This is a genomic window from Marinobacter sp. SS13-12, from assembly GCF_030227115.1.
Classification (GTDB): Bacteria; Pseudomonadota; Gammaproteobacteria; order Pseudomonadales; family Oleiphilaceae; genus Marinobacter.
Map to the genome: position 1 here is coordinate 611,356 of NZ_JASSUA010000002.1, position 26,299 is coordinate 637,654.

The following is a 26,299-nucleotide window of genomic DNA, read 5'->3' on the forward strand; positions in this document are numbered from 1 at the left end:
TCAGAATGGGAAAAGCATCAAATCAGGATGATCAGGATTACAAGGCCCGCTCCGCTGCGTTGCGGCTGTTGGCCCGCAGGGAACACAGCCGGCTCGAATTGTCCCTGAAGCTCAGGCAGAGGAAGATCGAATCCGACGTAATAGAGCGGGTTCTGGATGACTATGAGGCGGAAGGCTGGTTGAGCGATGAGCGATTTGCCGATGTCTATGCGCGTCAGCGAATGGACCTGGGGTACGGGCCGCTCAGGATTCTGGCGGAGCTCCAGCAACGGGGCATTCACACAACACCGGATTGTCTCCGTGAGTTGACCGATGCCGACTGGGTCGAACGGGCCACGCTGCTGCGGGAGAAGCGGTTCGGTCTGAGTGATATCAGTGAAGACTGGGATGAAAAGGTACGCCAGGCACGGTTTCTGGCAAGAAGGGGATTTGCTTCCGATCAGGTCGAGTCGGCGCTGGAGCGGCGTTTATAGGGTAGGGGGAACGAAGCCCAGTTCACTTGGCAGGCTTGCCCGGGTTTGTTGCTCTCGCGCCGTGTCGCCGGGCCGGATAATCTTTTCCATGCCTTCAAGGTCTTTGAACCAGGGCTTTTCCGGGGTTTCGGCGATTTTTGTTGCCTCTGTCATCCAGGCCAGAACGTCGTAGTAGCGCCGGATATTCTGCACGTAGATAACCGGTTCGTGGCCACGGGCGTAGCCAAAACGGGTTTTGGAGTACCATTCCTTCTGGGTCAGTAGCGGTAGAAACTCCTTTACATCCATCCAGCGGTCAGGATCCTTTCCGGCGCCCTCTGTCAGCCGGCGGGCGTCTTCCACATGGCCCCAGCCAACATTGTATGATGCCAGCGCAAACCAGGTGCGGTCCGGTTCCTGGATACGCTCGGGGACCTTACGGTGAACCATGGTGAAATATTTGGCCCCACCCTGGATGCTTTGCTCCACATCGAGCCGGTTCTTTATGCCGATATGCTTGGCGGTTGTGCGGGTCAACATCATCAGGCCGCGCACGCCGGTGGGCGACACGGCGTTGGGGCGCCAGTGGGATTCCTGGTACCCGATAGCTGCCAGCAGGCGCCAGTCCAGCTCGTAGGTGGAGGCATAGTCCCGGAACAGGCTTTCATACTTCGGCAGGCGGTTTTCCACGTGGTGTACAAACGTCCGTGCACCCACGTAGTTGAGGCGGTCCAGGTGGCCGTAAAATCGCTCTGAAATCTGGGCCAGGGCGCCGCTTTCCCTCAGCTCACTGATGAAATCCCTGGCAGCCACGGCCAGGCTCTTGTCCTGCTCTCCGGGGAACAGCCATAAAAGGTCTTCCGGCTCGCCCAGGCTGAACGCGCTTTTGACCATCGGGAAGAAGACATGGTTGAGGTCAAGTTCATTGGAAGAGACGATGGCCAGCGGATATTCCCCCGACTCTACACGCGCCAGTATGCCGGCGGCATCCAGCCCCGAATGAACTTTCCACTGCAGGCCCGGGTTTTCCGCCTGCAGTTGCGCCAGCTGGTGCTCGTGGTTGCTGTCTGCAACAAGGTGCAGGGTCTGTCCTTCCAGGTCTTCAACGGATTCGGGGCGGTCTGTGTCGCGGTTGTATACCACCACGGACTCTGCCTCCACACCATTGGATACCGTGTGATACCGGCCCGGGAAATCCGGGCGTGCAGAAAACCCGGCCAGCCCGATGTGGGCATAGTCCTGATCGATCACCGAGAGCACGCCGGTGTTGTCATCTGCCACCCGCACCTTGAGTTCCACGCCAAGATCGTTGGCAAACAGCCGGGCCAGCTCGTAGTCATAGCCAGTAGGGCCATCGCGGCCTTCGTAGTAAACGGAAGGGGCATTGCGGGTGATAACATGCAGTACACCCTCAGAGCGAATCTCCTGAAGAGTGCTCGGCCTGGAGCATCCGGCAGTAATGAGGGTGATAGCAAGCAGGCAAGCGTACGCTGCCAGTGCGAAACCCATCGGTTGGCGATCTGTGTTTTGCAAATTCTGAACTCCCTGTCCTGGCCTCAATAATCCCCGGTCGGAGGTGGCTGGTCAATGGAAGTGATCATTTTATATGCAAAACAATGTGAAATGCAGGGGGCAGGTTATGACCTTTTGACGCTGTATCCCGAACCCCGTTTCGAGTATCATTGCGGCCTTTCAAATGGCCAGCATTTTCCTGTTTCCGGACGCTCCGGCGAACAGGAGGCGTGCCCCGGCTCCCAGTTTCGCGCGTACAGGTTTTGATCATGCTTGAACTTCGCGGCGCTCCTGCGCTTTCGCCCTTTCGCTCCCGCAAGCTGCATACCCGCATTCAGGACATTGTTCCCGAAGTGGAGCATGTGTATGCCGAGTTCATGCACTTCACGGACCTGGAGTCACCGCTGTCCGAATCTGACCAGGTGGTACTCGATCGGTTGCTGACATACGGGCCCAGTGTTCCTGCCGAAGAACCTGACGGCGTGCTGTTCCTGGTGGTTCCTCGGCCCGGCACCCTTTCGCCCTGGTCCAGCAAGGCTACCGATATAGCGCGCAACTGTGGGTTGAAGCAAATCCGGCGGATTGAGCGCGGTACGGCCTACTATATAAAGGCAAGCCGAAAACTGGGGCTGGCGCAGAGAGAAAAGATTGCGGCGCTGCTCCATGACCGCATGACCCAGAAAGTGTTCCACGAGATGGGTGGGGCAGAGTTGTTGTTCCACACCGATGAGCCTCGCACCCTCAACCGCATCCCGGTGCTGTCTGGTGGACGCCAGGCGCTGGTGGAGGCCAATCGTTCGCTGGGCCTGGCGCTGGCGGAAGACGAGATTGATTACCTGGTCGAGTCTTTTTCGGACCTGGAGCGTGACCCCACGGATGTCGAACTGATGATGTTCGCACAGGCCAACTCGGAGCACTGCCGCCACAAGATATTCAACGCCTCCTGGGATATTGATGGTGAGGGGCAGGAAAAATCCCTGTTTGCCATGATCCGTAATACCTTCGAAATGAACAGTGAAGGTGTGCTGTCTGCCTATAAGGACAACGCGTCGGTCATTACCGGCAGTCGTGGTGGCCGTTTCTTTCCGGAACCGGAATCCGGAGTGTATCGCTACCACGAAGAAGACATCCACATCCTCATGAAGGTGGAGACCCACAACCATCCCACGGCAATTGCGCCTGCGGCGGGTGCGGCAACCGGGTCCGGTGGCGAGATCCGCGACGAGGGCGCAACCGGCCGTGGTTCCAAGCCCAAGGCTGGCCTGGCCGGCTTTACCGTGTCCAACCTTAATCTGCCGGACGACCCGCAGCCCTGGGAACTTGGCTACGGCAAGCCGGACAGAATAGCCTCACCACTGGATATCATGATTGAAGGCCCCATTGGTGGTGCGGCTTTCAACAACGAATTCGGGCGTCCCAACCTGACCGGTTATTTCCGTACGTTCGAGGAACTGGTGCCGGGCGCAGCTGGTGAGGAAGTCCGCGGCTATCACAAGCCCATCATGATTGCAGGTGGCCTGGGTAATATCCGTGCCAGCCATGTAGAGAAAGGCAATATCCCTGTCGGCGCCAAACTGATTGTTCTGGGCGGCCCGTCCATGCTGATCGGTCTCGGTGGCGGTGCTGCCTCATCCATGGATTCCGGCTCCAGTAACGAAAACCTGGATTTTGCCTCCGTCCAGCGGGATAACCCCGAAATGGAGCGTCGCTGTCAGGAAGTGATTGACCGCTGCTGGCAGATGGGCGACGACAACCCCATCTGTTTCATCCACGACGTTGGTGCCGGTGGGCTTTCCAATGCCATGCCGGAGCTGGTGAAAGACGGTGGCCGTGGTGGCAGGTTTGAGCTGAGGGACATTCCCAGTGACGAGCCTGGCATGTCGCCCCTGGAAATCTGGTGCAATGAATCCCAGGAACGCTACGTCATGGCCGTTGCGCCGGAGAACCTGGAGCAGTTCGATGCGCTTTGCCGCCGCGAGCGCTGCCCCTACGCAGTGATCGGCGAAGCTACCGAGACGCACCACCTGGAGCTTGGCGACTCCTACTTTGATGATCGCCCGGTTGATCTGCCAATGGACGTTCTTTTTGGCAAGCCACCACGGATGCACCGGAGCGTTTCCCGCACCTCGTTTACCAAGCCCATTTTCGATTCCACAAAGATCAATCTTGAGGATGCCATCAACCGTGTACTCCGGTTGCCGTCAGTGGGTTCAAAGAGTTTTCTGATTACCATTGGTGACCGCACCATCACCGGCCTTGTGGCCCGGGATCAGATGGCCGGCCCGTGGCAGGTGCCAGTCAGCGATGTGGCCGTCACGTCAACTTCCTTTGATGTGAAAAGCGGCGAAGCAATGGCCATGGGTGAGCGCACGCCGGTTGCCGTTATTGATGCCCCGGCGTCCGGTCGCATGGCCGTTGGTGAGGTGATTACCAACCTGGCTGCGGCGCCCATTGCCAGGCTGCAGGACATCCGTTTGTCCGCCAACTGGATGGCCGCAGCGGGGCACCCGGGAGAGGATGAAAACCTCTACGAAACGGTTCGCGCTGTGGGTATGGAGCTTTGCCCGGCACTGGGCATCACCATTCCCGTGGGCAAGGACTCCATGTCCATGAAAACTGTTTGGGAAGAGGACGATAATGGTGAACAGAAAAGTGTGACCTCGCCCCTGTCACTGATTATCAGCGGTTTCGCGCCGGTGACCGACGTTGACAGAACCCTGACGCCGCAACTGATTACCGATGCCGGCGAGACGGACCTGATTCTGATTGACCTGGCAGCCGGCCAGAATCGCCTGGGCGGCTCTGCCCTGGCGCAGGTTTATCGGCAGATGGGCGCAGTGGCGCCCGATCTGGACGACCCCGAAGACATCAAGGCGTTTTTCGCGGTTATTCAGGGACTCAATGAAGACGGCAAGCTGCTGGCTTACCATGATCGTTCCGATGGTGGTTTGTTCGTAACCCTGGCCGAGATGAGCTTTGCCGCGCGCTCGGGCATTGATATCAAACTGGATGGACTGGCCGAGGATTCGTCCCAGTTCCCGCGCGAGCTCTTCAATGAAGAGCTGGGGGCGGTCATTCAGGTCCGGCGCGACGAAACCGGCTTTGTGCTGCAACAGTTCTCCGCAGCCGGTCTTGGTGACCACACGTCCGTTATCGGTACGCTCAACCAGGATGATTGTATTCGCTACACCTTCGAAGGTAATGAAATTATTGCCCGGCCACGCGCCGAACTGCAGCGCTTGTGGGCGGAAACCAGTTACCGGGTGCAGTCGCTTCGCGACAATGCCGATTGTGCGCAGGAAGAATTCGATAACCTCCTGGATGCCGACGATCCCGGCCTTCATGCCAAGCTGACGTTTGACGTCAGCGAGGATATCTCTGCCCCTTATGTCAACACCGGCGCGCGACCAAAGATTGCGGTGCTGCGGGAGCAGGGTGTGAATGGTCAGGTCGAAATGGCGGCAGCCTTTGACCGTGCAGGATTCGAGTCTGTTGATGTGCATATGAGCGACCTGTTGTCAGGCCGGGCTTCCCTGGAAGTCTTTAACAGCCTGGTGGCCTGTGGTGGGTTCTCCTATGGCGATGTGCTGGGCGCTGGAGAGGGCTGGGCCAAGTCCATCCTGTTCAGCGACCGGGTTCGCGATCAGTTCGCCGCTTTCTTCAATCGCCAGGACACTCTGGCTCTGGGCGTCTGTAATGGCTGCCAGATGCTGTCCAACCTTCATGAGCTGATTCCCGGTAGCGAAGGCTGGCCCCGTTTTGTTCGCAACCAGTCGGAGCAGTTTGAAGCCAGGCTGGTGATGGCCGAGGTGACGCCTTCCCCGTCCGCCTTCATGGATGGCATGGTGGGATCCAGGATGCCGATAGCGGTGGCACACGGTGAGGGCAGGGTAGAGTTTGCCTCTGGCACATCAGCGGAGCAGCTCAACGAGAGTGAACTTGTTGCACTGCGCTATGTGGATAATCGTGGCGACGTCACCACTCGCTACCCCTACAATCCCAATGGCTCTGAAGCAGGCATCACTGGCGTTACCACCAGGGATGGCCGGGTCACCATCATGATGCCCCACCCTGAGCGGGTCTTCCGCACATCTCAGCACTCCTGGCACCCGCAGGAGTGGTCAGAAGATGCACCGTGGATGCGTATGTTCCGCAACGCGAGGCGTTGGTTCGCCTGAGCCTGAACAGGCAAAAAAAGCCGGCCCGGGGGGCACCAGAAAGGTGACTGATCCCGGGCCGGCTTTTTCGTTTCCGGATCTTGAAATTTGAGCGGTTTTCAAGGGAAATTTTTGTTTATAAGTGCGAAAATCCCCTTGACTAAAATGGTTTATGCACATTTTGCCTGCCGTATTGTGTGTTCCGTGAACAAAGCGCTGGTTTCAGGTTCATTTTTTGTTCAGCGCTCCTAACGTGCTGATAAATATACAATTAATGAAGTAGGTGAATTTGTCGCCAATTTAACGAAAGTGTAGTAATTACGGGGGGTGAGGGCGTGTTCCCAAAATCTTTCCCCAGAGTTATCCACAGATTCTGTGGGTAAGTAGCTAACTGCTTAATCTGTACAAAAAAGATGCGTATTGGCACGCCGAACCCGCGAATGTTAATCCTGCTGAACGTCTTTAGAAGGGAGCAGACTGGTCATGTACAAGATGTGTTATTTCGTGCCCGAGAGTCACCTTGAAGTCACCAAAGCTGCGCTGTTTGAATCCGGCGCTGGTCGCATCGGAGACTATGACTGTTGCGCCTGGCAATGTAGGGGGCAAGGGCAGTTTCGCCCGCTTGAGGGGAGCAATCCCTACCTTGGTCAAACGGGGGAAGTGGAGCAGGTCGATGAATTTCGGGTAGAACTGGTTTGCAGGGACGAACTGATCCGGGCGGCGGTTCAGGCACTGAAGGAGTCGCATCCCTATGAAGAGCCGGCTTACGAAGTGTTCCGCATGGAGGACTTGTAGCGTCTACTGCCCTACGGGCTTCATACGATAGCGTATGTCGTCCACGTGCACCGGGAAGTGCTCTTTGTGTACGTCTTCCAGGTAAAGCTCCAGAGTGCGACGAACGGTCGGGAACGACAGTTCATCCCAGGGAATATCTTCGAGGGCAAACAACCTGGTTTCCAGGGATTCCTGGCCGGCACCAAAATTTTCGCTGGTAAGGGTCGCCCGGTAGAACATGTGGACCTGGTCGATGTGGGGGACATGGATAATGGTGTAAAGGTTGTCCACGGTGACTTCGGCCAGAGCTTCTTCCCAGGTTTCCCGGGTCGCGGCTTCAAGAGTGGTTTCCGAGTTTTCCATAAATCCCGCGGGCAGGGTCCAGTAGCCGTAGCGGGGTTCGATGGCCCTCCGGCACAGTAAAACCTGCCCCTGCCAGATCGGAACCGTTCCCGCGACAATGCGTGGATTCTGGTAATGTATGGTTTCGCAGCTAATGCACACATAACGGTGACGATTGTCTCCTTCGGGAACGCGCTGTTCGACAGGATGGCCGCAGGTACTGCAGTATTTCATTCGTTTCACCGTATACTGGACAATTGTGGGTTGGCAGGTGTAACTATCGGTGCTGCCGGCGTCTCATTCAATAGTCAGATGTAAAAACGGAGCCGTGTTTTGCGCGATCTTCTTACCAAACGCCTCTCAGGTTATGTTCCCCGGTTACTGACGCTCGACTACCCCGAAGCCGGCGTACTGGTTCCGGTGACCGACGACCACCGCAATCCTGAAATCGTTTTTACCCTGAGGTCTGAAAACCTGAGTACTCACCGGGGCCAGGTGTCTTTCCCCGGCGGTCGCCGTGATCCGGAGGACCACTCCATTGCCGACACGGCTTTACGGGAAACCCATGAAGAAATCGGATTACCTCCGGAGCAGGTTCAGCTTATTGCACCTCTGAGCCAGGTGATGTCGCTGCATCAGATCCTGGTAACTCCATACGTTGGGGTGATACCCGGCGATCACCCGCTGACGGCAAACCCGGCGGAGATTGAAAGCATATTCAGGGTGCCGGTTGAGTTTTTCCTGGAAGACAAGCGCCATCGCACCGACCCGCTGAATTTTCTCAATAATACCTTTTACGTGCCGTGCTATCGCTGGGAGCGCTACCAGATCTGGGGTCTTTCCGCTGTGGTACTGGTTGATTTCCTGAACGCTGTCTACGATGCGGGCATTGACCTGCTTGAGCCGCCTCAAGGGGGCTGATCCCCCACACCCTCTCCCCAGGTTCCCCTCCTGATTTTCATGATTTTCCCGGCTCCCGCCGTTGCAGGCGGAGCCGGGGCGGAGAGCTTTGTCTTCAAAAAAGTGCTCAAAAATTAGACTAAAGTCTAATGTGATTACAAAGTGATCAGGTATTACATGGTGAATACTGTATGCAAACGACAGCCGAGGAGTTGCGTCGTGGAGATTGATCAATGAAGAAAATCCAGGCTGAGAAAAACCTCCCGGAGCTTATTTACGACTCTGTGGTCAATGCCATCGTCGAAGGTCTGCTCAAGCCGGGCGAGCGGGTCACCCAGGAGACCCTGGCCGAGAGACTGGATGTCTCACGGTTACCGGTGAGCCAGGCCATGCAGCGTCTTCGTGATGATGGCTTCCTCTCTGCGGTAGGGCGTCGCGGCCTGATGGTTTCGGTGCTTGATGAGAATTTTGTGGCGCAGTTGTACGAATTCCGGTGCGGGATTGATCTGATCAGTGCCGGACTCGCCGCCCAGCGGGTGGATGCCGGGGTACGAAAGCGTGGGGAGGACATTATTGCGGAAGGGTTCGCAGCGGGGAAGGCCCATGACCTTCCCGCTCTTATCGACGCTGATATGCGCTTTCACGGTTTCATCTACGAACTGGCAGGTAACACCTTCATCCTGGATTCGATGGAAGCCCACTGGAACCACGTAAGACGAGTGATGAGCGACATTCTCATTGTTGAGAAAAACCAGCAACAGATTTGGGAAGAGCACGAGGCAATACTCAATGCGGTGTTGGCCGGCGACGTGCAGAACGCTGAAACGCTTGCGAGGCAGCATGTGGAGACTGCATCAAAATGGCTTCAGCAAGAAATACAGGGCTCCCGTGAACCTTTGAAAAGAAGCGGCAGCGCAATCACATAATCCAAGGAGAATACGATGCAAAACAATGACAACAACGCAACTGTGATTCGGGTAATGTTGGCCAAAATCGGTCTGGATGGTCATGACCGGGGCATAAAAGTGGTTGCGCGTGCGCTCCGGGATGCTGGCATGGATGTGGTCTATACCGGGCTGCATCGCACACCGGAAGAAGTCGTCGATGCCGCTATCCAGGAAGACGTGGATATCCTGGGCATCAGCCTGCTCTCGGGCGCGCACATGCACATTTTCCCCAAAGTTCTGGAGCTCCTGAAAGCGAAGGAAGCGGAAGACATGATCGTTGCCGGTGGTGGTGTTATCCCGGATGACGATGTCAAAGAGCTCTACCAGATGGGCGTCCACAAGATTCTGTTACAGGACACTCCTCCCCAGGAAATCATTGATTCGTTCCGGCAACTGGTTGCTGACCGTGGTGCCCGATAAGTCCGGTGCCATGCCGGCCGGGCGGCCATGACAGGTTTCCTCAGACGACAACCAATAACAATATCAGGAGTCTCCGATGGAAGAGTGGAATTTTCCCCCCAATTACAACAAAGACTATTTTCCGGACCCGAACAGCCCTTACTGGTTCCGCGACCGGGAAACGATGGACCCGGAAAAGCGGGATGAGCTGATCGTTGCGCGCATCCGCGACGTGATGGCCTATGCCTACGACCACTCGCCCTTTTACCAGCGCAAGTGGGACGAGGCCGGTATAAAGGCCAAAGACATCCGCACCCTTGCAGACTTCGAAGAAGTGCCTGTCGTCACCAAACAGGAACTGCGTGATTCCCAGGCAAAAAATCCGCCCTTCGGGGATTATCTCTGCTGCCCTGAAAGCGATATCCATCATATCCATGGCACCTCCGGAACAACCGGCCGGCCCACCGCCTTTGGTATTTCCCGCCGTGACTGGGACACCATCGCCAACAACCATGCCCGGATCATGTGGGGTATGGGCCTGCGGCCGGGAGACACGGTGTTTGTGGCCGCTATCCTCAGTCTCTATATGGGGTCCTGGGGTGCGCTGATCGGTGCCGAAAGATTGGGCTGCAAGGCGTTTCCCTTTGGCGCTGGCGCTCCCGGGATGACGGCACGAGCCGTTACCTGGCTGGGTATGATGAAGCCCGCCGGGCTCTACTCCACACCTTCCTATGCGCTGAGGCTGGCGGAAGTCGCTCGTGAGGAAGGGGTTGACCCCAAAGAGTTCGGTATCAAGGTGCTGTTCTTTTCCGGTGAGCCGGGCGGATCCATTCCGTCCATCCGGGACAAGATCCAGGATATCTACGGTGCCAAGGTGGTTGATTGCGGAACCATGGCCGAACTGACCCCTTGGATGCATGCCTCCGGCAGCGCCGACACCGAGGGCATGCTGCTGTGGCAGGACATTGTCTACACCGAAGTCGCAGACCCGAATACCAATCGTCGTGTTCCCTACGGCGAGCAGGGCACTCCGATCTATACCCACCTCGAGCGGACTTCCCAACCGATGATCCGCATGGTCTCCGGCGACCTGACCCATTGGGTGATGGAAGACAACCCGTGCGGACGAACCTATCCACGACTGCCCAAAGGTATCTACGGGCGGATCGACGACATGTTCCAGATCCGTGGTGAAAACGTCTACCCCAGCGCCATCGCTGAAGTTCTCGAGGGCCTCGCCGGCTATGGCGGTGAGCACCGAATCATCATCTCACGGGGCGGCTCCATGGATGAGCTGGCAGTCCAGGCAGAATTCGACCAGGAGACCGCGAACAAGGGCCCGGATGCGGTCAAGGCGATGGGAGAAAGGGTGGAGGCCGAGCTCAGCCGGGTGCTGGGTGTTCGGGCAAGGGTCGTCATGGTCGAGCCGGAGACCTTCCCGCGCACCGACTTCAAGGCTCAGCGTGTCGTTGACGACAGAGATCTGTACCAGAGCCTCAACCAGAAGCGGGGTGGTTGAATGATTAACCGCATACCCTCGATGGAGCTGGCTGAACGGGTTCGGGAGGGACACCTCCGCGCCATCGCCAGGCTTATTACCCGGGTTGAAAGCGGCGGTGACCCCGACGTTCGCCAGGCACTGGCCGAACTGTACAAGAGCACCGGCCGCGCCCATGTGGTGGGCATTACCGGCGTGCCGGGGGCAGGGAAGTCCACCCTTGTTACACAACTGGTTCACGAGTACCGGAAAAGTGGCCGGACGGTGGGCGTTGTGGCCATTGACCCCTCAAGCCCGTTTTCCGGCGGCGCCATCCTCGGGGATCGCATACGCATGGGCGACCTGGTATCCGACCCTGGCGTCTTCATCCGCAGCATGGCCACCCGGGGTACCCTGGGTGGCCTGGCCAGACCGGCTCTTGATGCGGTCGACCTCCTGGATGCGGGCGGGTTCGACGTGGTGTTGATCGAAACCGTCGGGGTGGGCCAGGACGAAGTCGATATCGTGCGTGCAGCTCACACTACCGTGGTGGTCAATGCGCCTGGACTGGGTGACGACGTTCAGGCCATCAAGGCAGGGGTGCTGGAAATTGCCGATGTCCATGTTGTGAGCAAAGCCGACCGACCGGACTCCAACAAGACCATCCAGGAACTCAAGGCCATGCTGATGATGAGTCTTGAGCCCGGTAAGGATGTCTGGCGGGTGCCGGTGGTGCCCACCAGTTCTGAAAAGCACACCGGTTTCGGCGAGTTGATGGCCGCGATTGATCGCCATGCGGAGCATCTGGAACGAAGTGGCGAAATTACCGAAAGGCGACGCCAGATTGCGTTAACCCGGGTAGTGAAAGTCGCCGAAGAAATCGTCCGGGACAATTTTGCACGTGACAGCAGGTCGCAAACCGAAGAGCTGCTCAAGAAGGTTACCCAACGCGAACTGGATCCCCATGGCGCAGCGGTGACCTTGTTAAAAGCCATGAAGGAGACGATTCATGAATCGCACTGACCAGTATGACCCCGCTGCACTCAAGCACATTGAAAAAGAGTTCAACGAGTGGGAAAAGAACGAAGTTGAATCATTTATCAAGCGGGCGCCGGAGAGCCAGTCCGAGTACACCACCGCCTCCGGTATGCCCACCAAGCGCACTTACACGCCGCTGGATCTGAAGAATACCCCGTTCGAGGACATTGGCTTTCCCGGCCAATACCCGTTCACCCGGGGTCCATACCCCACGATGTATCGCGGCCGGAACTGGACCATGCGCCAGATTGCGGGCTTCGGTACCGCCAGGGAAACCAATGGGCGTTTCAAGTACCTTATCGCCCAGGGCCAGACCGGCCTGTCGATCGATTTCGATATGCCCACACTGATGGGATATGACTCCAGCCACCCGATGAGTCAGGGTGAAGTGGGCCGTGAGGGTGTCGCCATCGATACGCTGGCGGATATGGAGGAGCTGTTCGACGACATCGATCTGACCAAGATATCCGTCTCCATGACGATCAATCCGTCGGCATGGATCCTCTACGCCATGTACATTGCGCTGGCACAGCAGCGTGGCTATGACCTCAATGATCTGTCGGGCACCATCCAGAACGACATTCTCAAGGAGTACATCGCCCAGAAGGAATGGATCTTCCCGGTGCGGCCGTCTGTTCGCCTGGTCCGTGACTGTATCCAGTACGGATCCGAGAACATGAAGCGGTACAACGCCATCAATATCTCCGGTTATCACATATCGGAAGCCGGCTCGACCGCTGTCCAGGAAGTGGCGTACACCATGGCCACCACCATGGAGTACGTCAAGACGGCAATCGATGCAGGGGTGGACGTTAACGAGTTCGGGCCCCGACTCTCTTTCTTCTTCGTGAGCCAGGCGGACTTCTTCGAGGAAATTGCCAAATTCCGGGCCGCCAGGCGAATTTACGCCAAGATCATGCGGGAAAAATTCGGTGCCACGAACCCCGCGGCCAGCCGGCTACGTTTCCACGCGCAGACTGCAGCGGCAACCCTGACCAAACCGCAGTACACGATCAACCCGATCCGTACTGCGCTGCAGGCGCTCTCTGCCGTGCTGGGCGGCGCGCAATCGCTGCATACCAATGGCATGGACGAGGCCTTCGCCATACCCACCGAGGAAGCAATGCGGATTGCCCTGCGTACCCAGCAGATCATCGCCTACGAGACCAACATCACCCAGGTTGTAGACCCGTTGGGCGGTTCCTACTACGTGGAAAGCCTCACCGACGAGATTGAGCGGGAAGCCTGGAAGATCCTCGATGAGGTTGAAGAACTCGGCGGCACGCTCCAGTGTATCGACGATGGTTACTTCCAGAGAGGCATTTCCGACTCGGCCTATGATTTCGCGCTGCGCAAGGCCAGTGGCGAAAGACCGGTTATCGGCGTCAATATGTTCGTCCAGGAGGAAGAGGATGTTGAAATCGAAACCCATCCCCACGATCCGGAAACAGAGCGCCGTCAGATTGAACGCCTGAACAAGGTCAAGAACAATCGCGACGAGGAAAAGGTCCAGAGCATGCTCAAGCAGCTAAAAGAGCAGGCCGAGGATGAATCGGTAAACCTGATGCCTCTCACCATTGAGTTGGTCAGAGAGGGCGCTTCGATGGGTGACATTGTTGAAACCCTGAAAGGCATCTGGGGAACCTATCGCGAAAAACCTGTAATCTGACCGGCTTCATACACTGACTGAAGCGGTTCACGGGAGAAATGAATGGTCAGGCTCACCAAGATCTATACGAAAACCGGAGATAAAGGCGATACCGGCCTCGGCGATGGCAGCCGTGTTGCCAAGCACGATCTGCGTGTGGAAGCCTACGGCACGGTGGATGAGGCCAATGCCGTTATTGGCCTGGCGCGGCTGCATGTGGACGAGGAGCTGGATGGCATACTGGCGCGCATCCAGAACGATCTGTTCGATGTGGGTGCGGATCTGTGCACGCCGTTTGCGGAAAACCCGAAATACCCACCGCTGAGGCTCGCCGAAGCCAAGACCCTGGAACTTGAGCAGGAAATTGACAAGTTCAACGCAGACATTCCGTCCCTGCGTTCGTTTATTCTCCCGGCGGGTAACCCCGCCGCAACGCACCTTCACCATGCCCGGACAGTAGCCCGCCGGGCCGAGCGGATCATCGTTCAGTTGAAGAAAGACCAAGAGATCAGCCAGTCGGTGCTGGAGTACATGAACCGCCTGTCTGACCTGCTTTTCGTGCTTGCCCGACATGCCAATGGCAAGGGAAAAGATGACGTGCTCTGGGTGCCCGGGGAATGATGTCGGACTGCGACGGAGGCTCTGACGAATCATGATGCCGGCTCCGGAGCATGGCGGCCGGCTTCGCGCTGCTGCGCGAAAGTGGGAAATCCCGCTGGAACAATGGCTGGACCTCTCCACCGGCATCAATCCGCAGGGGTGGTCCGTTCCGGCGATTCCCGGGGACGTGTGGCGTCGATTGCCGGAGCCTGATGATGGTCTGGAACAGCGCATAAGACAGTGGGTCGGTGCGCCCGATTCCTCGGCTGGTATTCCGGTTGCCGGCAGCCAGGCAGCGATCATGGCATTGCCCCGTTTGCGCTCACCGTGCCAGGTAGGCGTGCCTTCGCCGGGTTACCAGGAGCACGGGCACTGTTGGGCCTCTGCCGGCCACCGGGTCACGGAAATTGGTAGCGAGCAGTTTGCCAGCAATGACGAGAGTTGGCTTGATGAACTGGACGTGCTGGTCTGCATCAACCCCAACAACCCGACGGGCCAGACCATTGAGCCTCAGCGGCTGTTGAACTGGCATGACCGTCTTCAATGCCGCGGCGGCTGGCTGATCGTTGATGAGGCGTTCATGGATGCCACGCCGGAACTCAGCGTGGGCTTTGCGACTGGTCAGCCCGGCCTCGTAATGATGAGGTCCCTGGGCAAGTTTTTCGGCCTGGCGGGTCTCAGGGCCGGGGCTGTTGTCGGCGACCCGGATATTATAGGTATGCTGGCGGCCACGCTGGGGCCCTGGTCGGTCAGTGGGCCCGCACGTTTTGTCATGGGTAAAGCGCTGGCAGACCACCAGTGGCGGGCCGCAACCGCCGAGCGGTTGCACAGTGAGAGCCGGCGGCTGTCGGAGTGCCTGGCGTACCATGGCCTGGAGCATTCTACTGGCACCGCGTTGTTCCGGTACATACGGCACAGCAGGGCAGCGGATATAGCAGCCGCGCTTGCGCGAGAGGGAATTCTGGTCCGGGAGTTTGAAAATCCCGCGGCGCTGAGGTTTGGATTGCCTGGTTCCGAGCCGGATTGGGCGCGTTTTGATCGGGCAATGTATTTAAAGGATGTTTATTGATTTAGCCCTGAGGGGCTGATAGTTTGACCACCGAAAAAAGGTATACCGTATTCAGGTAACGCTTTTTCGCGGTATCGCCGCAGAAAAGCTTAAAACGGGAAGTCGGTTAAAGTCCGACGCTGCCCCCGCAACGGTAAGCGAGCTAAAGGCAATCATAAAAGCCACTGTGCGTAATGCATGGGAAGGTGATTGCCCCGGATACGCCTCAAAGGCTGATCCACTCGCAAGCCCGGAGACCGGCCTGAATACACACCGGAAGTTGCGGAGGGCGACGGCGGTGGGTGAGTTGTGTCGGCTTCACACCTGTACACTGACTCGTATCCTGCCTCCCCCCAGTCTCACTCTCGAGCTCCGCAACATAATAAACACCATGCGGGTGCGCATGGTTTACAAGCGAGTGCTGATTATGGGTTTTTCGAAGACCATGCCGGTCCTGTTGTCCGGCCTCCCCTTAGTGTTCCTGCCAGTTTCTAAAGCGTTAGCCAACGAAGAGAGGGCTGCGCCGGAGCTCGACCCCATTGTTGTGACGGCCACACTTGGCCCGCGAACGGTGGGGGAAAGCCTGTCCTCTGTCACTGTGCTGGATGAAAAAACCATTCGCCAGCAGGAAACTTCGGAGTTCAAGGATCTTCTGACCGGGCAGCCTGGCATTGATGTCGTCACCAACGGCTCCTACGGCAAGAATACAAGTGTCTATACACGAGGCACCACCAACGACTCAACCGTCTTTCTGGTAGATGGAGTGCGCCTTCGCTCGGCCACCAGTGGGGGTGCGCCCTGGCAGTATTTTCCCATGGAACTGGTGGAGCGAGTTGAGGTTGTACGAGGCCCGCGAAGCGCACTCTATGGCGCCGACGCCGTGGGAGGTGTGATCCAGGCGTTCACCCTGGACCCTGAGCGAGGCAGCAAAGGCTGGGTGGAGGCCGGTGCAGGTAACTTCAATACTCAGAAGGCCAGTGCCGGAGCGTCGGCAAGCTCGGATTCAACCCGTTACAGCATCAGTGGCCTGCATAGGGAAACTGACGGCACCGAGATTGTGGAAGACGGCGAAGACAAGGGATTTCGCAACACCGCCGGTGTCGGTCGCATTGTCCACGAACTCCCCGGTGGGGGCGAAGCCAGTGCGGTGATGATGCATTCCGAAGGGAACACCGAATTTGATGGTGGCGATACCGATTTCCTGATTCGGACTGTTGGCTTCCAGCTGGACGCCCCGGTCAGCGACTACTGGAACAGCTCCATTCAGTTGTCGGAATCCGCCGATGAGCAGGACAATTTCCGCGAGGCTGGCGATTCCTTCTTCAATACCAAAACCCGTACAGCACGTTGGGAAAACACCTTCACGACCGGGGTTCATGAACTCGCACTCGGTGGCGAGCTGCAATCTGACGAGGTGGCCAGTTCCACGGACTTTGAAGAAGACAGTCGCATCAACGCTGCCCTGTTTGGCCAACTGCGCCTGAACTTCGGACCGTCGGACTTGCAGTTGTCGTTACGCGGCGATGATAACGAGGCCTATGGTCGCCAGGAAACCGGCGGAGTAGCCTTCGGTCATTCTTTTGACCGTTCACATCGTGTCAGGGTGAGTTATGGCACGTCGTTCCGGGCGCCCACTTTCAACGATCTTTACTATCCGCTGGAAACCTACAGTTTTGGTGGTAGTTACGCCGGCAATCCGAACCTCAAGCCTGAGGAGGGGAGTTCGTTCGAGCTCGGTTTCAGTGGCCGCTATGAAATCTGGTACTGGGATGCTGCAATCTACCAACTGGATGTTGAGGATCTTATTGATCTCCAATCCGAGGGTGGCGATCTTCGACCGGTCAATGTTAATGAAGCCCGCATCCGGGGGTTCGAGATGGGCACGGGCGTCCGTGCCAACGACTGGGATCTGGCTGTGAATCTGACCCTGATGGATCCCCGCGACCAGGAAACCGATAACCGTCTGCGACGCCGCAGCCACCAGTCTCTGCGCGTGGATGTGGACAGGACACTTGGAGCCTGGTCTTTTGGCGGCACCATTCTGGCCAGCGGCTATCGCTATGACGACTCGGAAAACGAAGAGCGGCTGCCGGGTTATGTGACCCTTAACCTCCGCGCCGGCTGGGAGTTTGCCAGGGACTGGAACGCCCACCTCACTCTTCAGAATGTGACGGACAAACAATACTCAACAGCGCTCCGTTTTGATGGTGCCGAGTACGTGGCTGCCGGTACCGCAGGTTTCCTGTCGATACGTCATGACTTTTATTAAGTGCTCCACAGGAGTCGACGCATGAATCGTTCGGCAATACGGCACCTGATAGTGTTTCTGACCGCCCTCCTGGCAGTTTGGCAAGTTCCACTGCAGGCGGCGCAGGTGTGCGCAACGGACGATATCGGCGAGGAAGTATGCCTTGGGCAGCCAGCTGCCCGGATTGCGGCCTTATCTCCCGGCGCCACCGAACTGGTTTGGGCGGCTGGTGCCGGTGACAAGGTCGTGGCCGTGGTCGCTTTCAGCGACTATCCGGAACAGGCGAAAGATGTTCCGTCGGTGGGCAGTCATACCCGCTTGGACCTGGAACGCCTGATGAAGCTGCAGCCAGACCTGGTAATCGGCTGGGTAACCGGTAACCCGCCGGAACAGATTGAGGCGTTAAAGGATCTGGGTCTGCCAGTCTTTTCCATAGAACCCCGTAGCTTTGAGGGGGTATCCCACACGATTGAACGGCTCTCGCGCCTGGCCAGCACCGAAGAGAAGGGCTTTGCCGAAGCTGACCGGTTCCGCCAGGGCATTGCCGCACTCGAACGCCAGTACCGGGATGCCGAAACGGTATCGGTATTTTACCAGGTCTGGGACGAACCGTTGATGACCGTGAATGACGAGCACCTGATCGGCAAGGTTATTACCCTGTGCGGTGGAGTGAACGTGTTTGGCAACCTCGATCGCCTGGTGCCCAGAATCAGTGCCGAGGCGGTGATCGGCGCCAACCCCGAAGCCATCCTGGCCGGGGGAATGGGCGAAGAAAACCGGCACTGGCTGAGCCGGTGGGAAGCTTTTCCCGGTATCGATGCCACAGCCAGGGACAATCTTTACTTCATACCTCCATCGCTGGTCCAGCGCCCGACGCCGCGTATGCTGGAGGGCTCACAACTGTTTTGCGAGAGACTGGATGATGCCCGTGCCAAACGTTAATCAGGGGCCACTCTCGTGAGCAGGCCCTTGACCATGCCGCTTGTGATTCTGGCTCTTGTCAGCCTGATTGCCATGGTGCTGTCTGTGGGCATTGGCAGTGTCAGTGTGACTCCCGGAGAGGTCGCTGCAGTTATCTTGGGTGAAGGGAGCAATCTGCAGCAAACCCTGGTGTTGGAGCTGCGCCTTCCCCGAACACTCGCAGCTTTTGCCACCGGAGGTCTTCTGGCGGTGGCCGGGGCGCTGATGCAGGTGCTCCTTCGCAATCCACTGGCAGACCCCTATGTGCTCGGCCTTTCTGGCGGCGCTGCTGTGGGTGCGCTGTTGGCGATGCTGGCGGGCCTGGGTGGATTGATCGTTTCCGGTTCGGCGTTTGCCGGTGCCATGCTGGCTACCTTAATGGTGTTCGGTCTTGCTCACGGTACCGGCAGCTGGACGCCGTCGCGTTTGCTGCTGACCGGAGTGGTTGTCGCTGCCGGCTGGGGTGCGGTGATTACCCTGATGTTGGCCATCAGCCCGGCCCAGCGCCTGCCCGGCATGCTGTACTGGCTGATGGGAGACGTGTCCTACGCGCGCTCACCCTGGCCGGCGCTGGCGCTCCTTTTTCTGGTCTGCTTGCTGGTGGTGCCACTGGGTCGCAGTCTTAACGTACTGGCCCGCGGCCCTATGCAGGCTGCCGCCCTCGGGGTCTCAGTGCGGCCATTGGAGTGGACGATCTATATCCTCGCCAGTCTGCTCACCGCCACCGCGGTGACCATGGCTGGCAGCATCGGATTTGTGGGCCTGGTGGTGCCTCATATGTTGCGGCTGGTGCTGGGTAACGACCAGCGCCTGATCCTGCCCGCCTGCGCCCTGGCTGGTGGCACACTGCTGGTGTTGGCGGATACCCTGGCGCGAGTGGTTATCGCGCCGGAGCAATTGCCGGTAGGGGTGATTACGGCTTTGCTTGGTGTGCCAACGTTCCTTTACCTGCTGTACCGGAGCCGCTGATGAACCCGTTACAGGCACGAGAGCTGATAATCGATATTCCCGGGCGGGAGGACGGCAAGGCGCTGAATTTCACCATAGAGCCCGGGCAGATGTGGGGTGTGCTGGGCCCGAATGGTGCTGGCAAGACGACCTTGCTGCATACCCTTGCCGGCCTGCTGGAACCGCGTCATGGGACAGTTTGCCTTGGGGATAATGCGCTGAGTGAGCTCAAGCGCCGGCAGATTTCGAGGCAATTGGGCCTGGTGTTCCAGGAGAGGCAGGACGGTTTTCCTGCCACCGTTATGGAAACCGCCCTGATCGGTCGCCACCCGTGGCTGTCTCCCTGGCAGATGGAATCCGGAGATGATGAGCGCTATGCGCGGCAGGCCCTCGAGCAACTGGATGTCGCCCACCTGAGTGATCGCCTGGTGAACACACTGTCCGGCGGTGAGCGACAGCGCGTGGCTATTGCGACAGTCCTGACACAGGCACCCGATACCTGGCTATTGGATGAACCAACCAATCATCTGGACCTTCATCATCAGGTGTCCGTATTGCAGCTGCTGACCGAGCAGGCCCGGAGTGGTCGCTCCGTGTTTATGTGCCTACATGATCTCAATCTGGCGGCCCGATGGTGTGATCACCTGTTATTACTGTTCCCCAATGGCGAAGCATGCTGGGGACCAGCAAAGCAAATGCTCGTGCCAGCCGCACTTGAAAGACTTTACGACCAGGAATTGCTGACAGTGGAGGTGGATGGTGCACCACTATTCGTACCCAAGAAGGCCCAGTAAGAAGCTGGAAGCTGTGGTCGGGAACCCCCTTCCGGGACCGTCAAAAACATGGATGTTTTTGTCGAGCGTACAGGGACGTATTCACAGCGTGTCCCGGAAGGGGGTTCCCGGCCACAGCCTACTCCCATGTTTTCGGACAAGGTGGCATTAATGAAGGCAACCGTAGCAGCCGCAATGATTACCGCTCCCGGCTCTGGTCAGGGGAAATCCATGGTAACCGCTGCCCTGGCGAGACTGCACCGGAATGCCGGGCGTAAAGTGCGGGTATTCAAACATGGGCCGGACTATCTGGATCCCATGGTGCTGGAAGTCGCATCTGGCAACCCTGTTTACCAGTTGCACCCGTGGATGACCGGAGAGGAAGAGTGTCGCTGGCGTTTGGTCGAAGCTGCGCAGGACGCGGACCTGATTCTGGTGGAAGGTTCCATGGGGTTGTTCGATGGTGACCCTTCCAGTGCAGACCTGGCCAAGCTCATGGGTATTCCTGCTTTACCGGTGATTGATGCCCGGGGGATGGCTCAAACGTTCGGCGCAGTAGCTCTGGGGTTGGCAAGTTTCGACCCGGATTTGCCTGTTCGTCAGGTGATCGCTAACCGCATTGGCAGTTCCCGCCATGGAGATATGTTGCGGGACAGCCTGCCGAACGGCATTGAACTGTTGGGGGCGATTCCCCGCAATGAAGCTATGAATATTCCTGACCGGCACCTCGGGCTGGTGCAGGCGGGGGAACTGGGTGATCTGGACCAGCGTCTGGACGCGGCGGCTGAAGTTCTGGTTGAGGCCGGGCTGGATGGTTTACCGCTTCCGGTTACGCTGGAAGCTGAGAAGCCGGAGCTCCCGCCACAGTTATTGAATGGTGTTCGCATCGCCATCGCACGGGATGCAGCATTCAGCTTTATCTACCGAGCCAATCTGGACCTGTTGCGGGCCATGGGCGCAGAACTTGCGTTCTTCTCGCCGCTGGCGGATTCGACCTTACCGGACGCCGATGCGCTCTGGCTGCCTGGCGGGTACCCGGAGCTGCACGGCGTGACTCTGGCTAGCAACCAGCCGATGCTGGAGGCTATTCGCAACCACTACAAGGCCGGTAAACCCATGCTGGCGGAATGCGGTGGCCTGATGGTCTGTGTGGAAGAACTGATGGACCACGACGGTCAGACCCACAAACTGCTGGGGCTGATGCCGGGACGGGCGAGCATGGCCGGCCGTCTGCAGGCGTTGGGTCTGCAAAGCCTGAACACGGAACAGGGGCAGTTGCGGGGCCATACCTATCATCACTCCCGGCTGGAGACGGAATGGCAGCCTCTGGCCAGAACCCGGAAGATCGCCGGCACGGAAGCGGAACCGGTGTATAGCCACAATGGATTAGTGGCCAGCTACTTCCATGGTTATTTCCCGTCTGCCCCTGAATTGGTGGCCGGAATTTTTCGCGGGCAGGTCATTCGCCCGCTCACAGACAAGGAGCCTGACCATGCGTGAACGCGCAAAAAATCCCGAACGCCATGCCCGCCGCATGGAAGCCAAACAGAAGATCATGAAGGATCGCATCGCCCGTGCCCAGAAAGAGCAGGGTGTCTTGCTGGTTCTAACCGGCCCTGGCAAGGGCAAGAGCAGCTCCGGCTTTGGCATGGTGGCCCGGGCCTTGGGCCATGGCATGAAAGTGGGCATCATCCAGTTCATCAAGGGTGCGTTCAGCACCGGCGAGGAAGCCTTCTTCCGGGACCTGCCCAACGTGGACTACCACGTGATGGGCCAGGGCTACACCTGGGAAACCAAGAGCCGGGAGCAGGATGTGGAAGCCGCCAACGCTGCCTGGGATATCGCCAGCGCCATGCTCAAGGACGAAAGTTACGACCTGATCCTGCTGGACGAGCTCAATATCGCCCTGAAATACGACTACATCGACCTGGACCGGGTGCTGGACGACCTGCAGGGCCGGCCGGAGATGCAACATGTGGTGATCACCGGCCGCTCTGCGCCGGCGGAACTGGTGGACCTGGCAGACACAGTGACGGAGATGGCTGTGATCAAGCACGCCTTCAAGGATCAGGGCGTAAAAGCCCAGAAAGGCGTAGAACTGTAACAGGCCCGAAACCATGACCACACTGATGATACAGGGCACCACCTCCGACGCCGGCAAGACCACGGTAGTGGCTGCCCTGTGCCGGTGGCTGGCACGGCAGGGTGTTTCCGTGGCCCCGTTCAAGCCCCAGAACATGGCCCTGAACAGTGCAGTTACGGTGGATGGCGGTGAAATCGGCCGCTCCACCGCGCTCCAGGCCCTGGCCTGTGGTCTGGAGCCCCACAGTGACATGAACCCGGTGCTGCTCAAGCCCCAGAGTGACCGTGGTGCCCAGGTGGTCTTGCGGGGCAGAGTCCATGGCAATATGGATGCGCTGGACTACCACGCCTATAAGTCGGAGGCGATGGCCTCGGTAATGGATGCATGGCGGGATCTGAGCGCACGTTTCGAGGTAATCATTGCTGAGGGCGCGGGCAGCCCCGCCGAGATCAATCTCCGCACCAACGACATCGCCAACATGGGGTTTGCGGAGGCGGCGAACTGCCCGGTGCTGTTAGTCGGAGATATCGACAAGGGCGGCGTATTCGCGCAACTGGTAGGCACCCTGGAACTGATCTCCGACAACGAACGGGCCCGCACCAGGGGCTTTATCATCAACCGCTTCCGCGGCGACATAGCGCTGCTGGAACCGGGCCTGGACTGGCTGGCCGAGCGCACCGGAAAACCCGTGGCCGGCGTGTTGCCATACTTGCACGGATTGGTGATTGATGCTGAAGACAGTGTGGGCACCAGCGGAAGCAGTGAAGTCGGCGCGCTGAATGTGATCGTCCCGGTACTGCCGCGAATCAGCAATCACAATGACTTTGATCCCCTGCGGCTGCATCCCGGCGTCAACCTGCAATTCATCGGCCCGGACCAGCCCATCCCGCCCGCGGACCTGATCGTTCTGCCCGGTAGTAAAAGTACCCGTCACGACCTGCAGTGGTTGAAATCCCAGGGTTGGCCCGAGGCGATCCGCAAGCATTTGCGCTATGGCGGCAAGGTGTTCGGTATTTGCGGCGGCTTCCAGATGCTGGGCCGGGAAGTGCTGGATCCGGACGGGCTGGAAGGCGAGGGTGGCCACACCGAAGCACTGGGCCTGCTGGATATGACCACGCGGATGGTTGCCGGTAAGCAATTGAAAGATGTAGCTGGTGTTCTCTGCCTTGGGGTGGGCACATCAGCCTTGTCCGGCTATGAAATGCATAATGGCGTTACCACCGGGCCCGCGCTGGAGCGTCCGCTGGCGATGCTGGACGGGAGGCCCGATGGCGCTATCAGTGAAGATGACCAGGTGATGGGCACTTACGTACACGGTATTTTTGATGAGCCAGAAGCAGCCAGCGAGATACTGCAGTGGGCCGGCCTGCGTCCGCAAGGCCAGGCAGTGGACTACAACGCCCATCGACTGGAGCAACTGGACCGGCTGGCAGATCTCGTGGAGGACTGTCTGGATATTGATTTCCTGAACGATTTGCTGGGACTGACGCGGAAAGCACCAGGGGTAAAGAATGAACAAGAATAAAAGCGACGCCACAGACCATAATCGCTCCTTCAGCGAAGAAGAGACAAAGGGCCTTTACCGCGCAATCCATGAACGGCGGGATGTACGTTCGCAGTTTCTTCCCGACCCGATTCCCCCCAATGTGCTTGCTCGCCTGCTCGGTGCAGCGCATCGCGCCCCTTCTGTCGGATTTATGCAGCCCTGGGATTTTATCGTGATTGACAGCACGGACGTGCGCCAGGCTGTCCTCTCGATCTTCGAAGAAGAAAACCGGAAAGCGGCAGAAAACTACCAGGGTGATCGAAATACACAGTATAAAAGCCTCAAGCTTCAGGGCATTCTCGAGAGCCCCGTTAATCTCTGCATCACCTGCGACCGCAGCCGTGGCGGTAGCCATGTTCTGGGGCGTAATTCAATTGTGGAGACGGATCTGTTCAGCACCTGCCTTGCGGTACAGAATTTCTGGCTGGCAGCGCGAGCTGAGGGGATCGGCGTGGGCTGGGTGAGCATCCTGGATCAAGATGAACTGGCCAGCACACTGAATCTGCCAGAACACGTATATCCGTTGGCTTACTTATGTCTTGGTTATGTGAGCGAATTTCTTGATCAACCCGAACTTGAGAAAAAGGGCTGGCGCTCGCGTTTGCCGTTGTCGGATCTGGTCCATGGTAATACTTGGGGAGAACCACTGACTGAACCGGCATTAGATGCAGAGATCAGAAAAGGATAAAGTGACGGCTTTCGGGCCGCCATGAAACGGTATAGGCAATCAGGTGAGGTAGCAGGATGAAAGTCGCCGACAAGGTACGCTCGCCCTGTGTGAGCATTTGCGCGCTGGATGACAAAGATATGTGTGTTGGCTGTCATCGCACCAGTGATGAAATTATGCGGTGGTCTCAAATGAGCAATGACGAGCGCCGTGAAGTGCTACAAAAAGTCGCCATGCGTGAAAGCAAGGTCTTGATTTGAAGATCGGGCACTCGTCGATACCACAGGACAGGCAATATCATGACTGACACCGTTCGAATAGGTACTCCGCTGAAAGAAAACGCCTTCAGGGTGCTCTTTTGTGGCTCCGGGGAACTGGGTAAGGAAGTGGTCATCGAACTTCAACGATTTGGCGTTGAGGTCATCGCGGTTGATCGCTACGCCAATGCTCCGGCTATGCAGGTTGCCCACCGCAGCCACGTTGTCGATATGCTGGATGGGAAGGCACTCCGTCGTATTATCGAGGCGGAAAAACCGGACCTGATTGTGCCGGAAATCGAAGCCATCGCCACACCGGAACTGGTCAAGCTGGAGGCGGAAGGCTATCAGGTGATTCCCACGGCGCGGGCCGTGAACCTGACCATGAACCGGGAAGGTATCCGGCGCCTGGCTGCTGAAGAACTTGGGCTTGCCACATCACCTTACCGATTCGCGGAGTCGAAAGAGGATTATCTCGCAGCGGTCGATGCCATCGGGCTGCCCCTGGTGGTAAAGCCGGTGATGAGCTCCTCCGGTAAGGGGCAGAGCACGGTCAAATCCCGCGATGATATTGAAGCTGCCTGGGATTATGCCCAGACAGGGGGCCGCGCCGGTAAGGGCAGGGTGATTGTTGAGGGCTTTGTAGACTTTGATTACGAAATTACCCTGCTGACCGTAAAGCACCGTGATGGCATCTCTTTCTGTGACCCGATCGGACATCGTCAGGAGGACGGGGATTACCGGGAATCCTGGCAACCCCAGCCGATGAGTGAGAAAGCCCTGACCCGTTCCCGGGAAATCGCGGAGGCGGTGGCCAGCAATCTCGGTGGCTATGGCGTCTACGGGGTGGAGCTGTTTGTAAAGGGTGACGAGGTGTGGTTTTCGGAAGTGTCGCCGCGCCCCCATGATACCGGGCTGGTGACACTGGTATCCCAGGACCTGTCGGAATTCGCATTGCACGCCCGTGCGATCCTGGGGCTACCAATACCTGCGATACGCCAGCAGGGGCCGTCGGCTTCCGCAGTGATATTGCCTGAGGGAGATTCGGATGCCGTGGCCTACTCGGGGCTTGAAAAAGCCCTGGCCGAACCTGATATCTTTCTCAGGTTATTCGGCAAACCGGAACTGAGAGGACGCCGCCGGATGGGTGTGGCTCTGGCGACCGGTAGTTCGATTGCGGAAGCTAGGGAAAAGGCGAGCAGGGCAGCGGCCGCCGTAAAAACCGAGCTCTGACGGTAATTCGTCGGCTTTCCGAAAAAGTTATAACGAACCGTTGACACCTCGAGTGAGCTCTGTAGAATACCCATCTCTTTCGAGGGACACGCCCCTGGGGCGGGTCAGAAATTGAAAGGCAACCGTTTGAATTACCTGAAGATTTCAAGTTTTTAAATTCTTCAGAAAGCGGTTGACAAGGCAGCGATTCGATGTAGAATACGCCACCTTGATCGGGCAAGCCCCGAACGCTCTTTAAAAAGTTGACCAAGTAATTCGTGTGGGCGCTGGCCGAGGTATTTCGGATACGA

24 protein-coding genes and 1 riboswitch are annotated in these 26,299 nt (G+C 58.0%); of the genes, 22 read left to right on the plus strand and 2 right to left on the minus strand.

The genetic code is table 11. The features are described 5' to 3' along the window. The first annotated feature begins 5 nt into the window (after positions 1-5). A complete protein-coding gene (locus QPL94_RS15790; RefSeq protein ID WP_137437871.1) occupies positions 6-473 on the plus strand; it encodes a regulatory protein RecX in 468 nt (155 codons plus the stop codon). Here the strand turns inward: QPL94_RS15790 and mltF are convergent. Next, positions 468-1,961 carry a membrane-bound lytic murein transglycosylase MltF gene (gene mltF, locus QPL94_RS15795; protein WP_285358728.1) on the minus strand — a complete coding sequence of 498 codons (1,494 nt, stop codon included), beginning with the start codon at positions 1,959-1,961 and terminating at the stop codon, positions 468-470. The genes QPL94_RS15790 and mltF overlap by 6 nt on opposite strands. 78 nt (positions 1,962-2,039) lie before the next feature. On the opposite strand from mltF, the gene QPL94_RS15800 reads away from it, so the two are divergent. The 3 genes from QPL94_RS15800 (at position 2,040) to QPL94_RS15810 (ending at position 6,916) form a co-directional block, all read left to right on the plus strand. After that, entirely contained in the window at positions 2,040-2,231 is a 192-nt protein-coding gene (locus QPL94_RS15800) for a hypothetical protein (protein WP_285358671.1), read from the plus strand. A gap of 2 nt (positions 2,232-2,233) precedes the next feature. Then, a complete protein-coding gene (gene purL, locus QPL94_RS15805; RefSeq protein ID WP_285358672.1) occupies positions 2,234-6,142 on the plus strand; it encodes a phosphoribosylformylglycinamidine synthase in 3,909 nt (1,302 codons plus the stop codon). 462 nt (positions 6,143-6,604) lie between these two features. After that, positions 6,605-6,916, plus strand: coding sequence for a YqfO family protein (locus QPL94_RS15810; protein ID WP_285358673.1), 312 nt, complete (start codon positions 6,605-6,607; stop codon positions 6,914-6,916). A gap of 3 nt (positions 6,917-6,919) precedes the next feature. Here QPL94_RS15810 and QPL94_RS15815 read toward each other — a convergent pair whose 3' ends face one another. Beyond that, positions 6,920-7,471, minus strand: coding sequence for an NUDIX hydrolase (locus QPL94_RS15815; RefSeq protein WP_285358674.1), 552 nt, complete (start codon positions 7,469-7,471; stop codon positions 6,920-6,922). A 99-nt stretch (positions 7,472-7,570) separates the two neighbouring features. Between QPL94_RS15815 and QPL94_RS15820 the strand changes: the two genes are divergently transcribed. The 18 genes from QPL94_RS15820 to purT all read left to right on the plus strand — a co-directional run bounded on the left by QPL94_RS15820 (position 7,571) and on the right by purT (position 26,009). After that, entirely contained in the window at positions 7,571-8,158 is a 588-nt protein-coding gene (locus QPL94_RS15820; protein ID WP_285358675.1) for an NUDIX hydrolase, read from the plus strand. Between the two features lie 212 nt (positions 8,159-8,370). Next, positions 8,371-9,063: a GntR family transcriptional regulator gene (locus QPL94_RS15825; RefSeq protein ID WP_285358676.1), complete on the plus strand. Its 693-nt coding sequence runs from the start codon at positions 8,371-8,373 to the stop codon at positions 9,061-9,063. 15 nt (positions 9,064-9,078) lie between these two features. Beyond that, complete coding sequence (locus QPL94_RS15830) at positions 9,079-9,504, plus strand: cobalamin B12-binding domain-containing protein (RefSeq protein WP_099618898.1); 426 nt, start codon at positions 9,079-9,081, stop codon at positions 9,502-9,504. A 76-nt stretch (positions 9,505-9,580) separates the two neighbouring features. Next, positions 9,581-11,002 carry a phenylacetate--CoA ligase family protein gene (locus QPL94_RS15835; protein WP_285358678.1) on the plus strand — a complete coding sequence of 474 codons (1,422 nt, stop codon included), beginning with the start codon at positions 9,581-9,583 and terminating at the stop codon, positions 11,000-11,002. Further along, positions 11,003-11,983 (plus strand): methylmalonyl Co-A mutase-associated GTPase MeaB, encoded by a 981-nt coding sequence (meaB, locus tag QPL94_RS15840; protein ID WP_285358679.1) that lies wholly within the window; start codon positions 11,003-11,005, stop codon positions 11,981-11,983. Next, a complete protein-coding gene (locus tag QPL94_RS15845) occupies positions 11,970-13,667 on the plus strand; it encodes a methylmalonyl-CoA mutase family protein (RefSeq protein ID WP_285358680.1) in 1,698 nt (565 codons plus the stop codon). Before meaB ends, QPL94_RS15845 begins: the two co-directional genes overlap by 14 nt. Before the next feature lie 42 nt (positions 13,668-13,709). Further along, the gene (locus tag QPL94_RS15850; RefSeq protein WP_285358682.1) at positions 13,710-14,267 is read left to right on the plus strand and encodes a cob(I)yrinic acid a,c-diamide adenosyltransferase; all 558 of its coding nucleotides are present in this window, start codon (positions 13,710-13,712) and stop codon (positions 14,265-14,267) included. Positions 14,268-14,298: 31 nt separating this feature from the next. Next, complete coding sequence (cobD, locus tag QPL94_RS15855) at positions 14,299-15,315, plus strand: threonine-phosphate decarboxylase CobD (protein ID WP_285358685.1); 1,017 nt, start codon at positions 14,299-14,301, stop codon at positions 15,313-15,315. Positions 15,316-15,353: 38 nt separating this feature from the next. Then, positions 15,354-15,574: riboswitch (cobalamin riboswitch) on the plus strand. Positions 15,575-15,697: 123 nt separating this feature from the next. After that, entirely contained in the window at positions 15,698-17,563 is a 1,866-nt protein-coding gene (locus QPL94_RS15860) for a TonB-dependent receptor domain-containing protein (protein ID WP_285358688.1), read from the plus strand. Between the two features lie 21 nt (positions 17,564-17,584). Next, the gene (locus QPL94_RS15865) at positions 17,585-18,484 is read left to right on the plus strand and encodes a cobalamin-binding protein (RefSeq protein ID WP_285358691.1); all 900 of its coding nucleotides are present in this window, start codon (positions 17,585-17,587) and stop codon (positions 18,482-18,484) included. 33 nt (positions 18,485-18,517) lie between these two features. Further along, on the plus strand, positions 18,518-19,471 hold the full coding sequence (locus QPL94_RS15870) for a FecCD family ABC transporter permease (RefSeq protein ID WP_285358692.1): 954 nt from the start codon (positions 18,518-18,520) through the stop codon (positions 19,469-19,471). After that, positions 19,471-20,244, plus strand: a complete 774-nt coding sequence (locus QPL94_RS15875) for an ABC transporter ATP-binding protein (RefSeq protein ID WP_285358694.1) — start codon at positions 19,471-19,473, stop codon at positions 20,242-20,244. Before QPL94_RS15870 ends, QPL94_RS15875 begins: the two co-directional genes overlap by 1 nt. Positions 20,245-20,394: 150 nt before the next feature. Beyond that, on the plus strand, positions 20,395-21,723 hold the full coding sequence (locus QPL94_RS15880; protein WP_285358696.1) for a cobyrinic acid a,c-diamide synthase CobB: 1,329 nt from the start codon (positions 20,395-20,397) through the stop codon (positions 21,721-21,723). Beyond that, positions 21,716-22,327: a cob(I)yrinic acid a,c-diamide adenosyltransferase gene (cobO, locus tag QPL94_RS15885; RefSeq protein WP_285358698.1), complete on the plus strand. Its 612-nt coding sequence runs from the start codon at positions 21,716-21,718 to the stop codon at positions 22,325-22,327. Before QPL94_RS15880 ends, cobO begins: the two co-directional genes overlap by 8 nt. 13 nt (positions 22,328-22,340) lie before the next feature. Then, entirely contained in the window at positions 22,341-23,831 is a 1,491-nt protein-coding gene (locus tag QPL94_RS15890) for a cobyric acid synthase (protein WP_285358700.1), read from the plus strand. After that, complete coding sequence (gene bluB, locus QPL94_RS15895; RefSeq protein WP_285358701.1) at positions 23,818-24,540, plus strand: 5,6-dimethylbenzimidazole synthase; 723 nt, start codon at positions 23,818-23,820, stop codon at positions 24,538-24,540. The genes QPL94_RS15890 and bluB overlap by 14 nt, the downstream gene beginning before the upstream one ends. Before the next feature lie 56 nt (positions 24,541-24,596). Next, the gene (locus QPL94_RS15900; protein ID WP_285358702.1) at positions 24,597-24,779 is read left to right on the plus strand and encodes a DUF1289 domain-containing protein; all 183 of its coding nucleotides are present in this window, start codon (positions 24,597-24,599) and stop codon (positions 24,777-24,779) included. 39 nt (positions 24,780-24,818) lie between these two features. Next, a complete protein-coding gene (gene purT, locus QPL94_RS15905) occupies positions 24,819-26,009 on the plus strand; it encodes a formate-dependent phosphoribosylglycinamide formyltransferase (protein ID WP_285358703.1) in 1,191 nt (396 codons plus the stop codon). Positions 26,010-26,299: the final 290 nt, after the last annotated feature.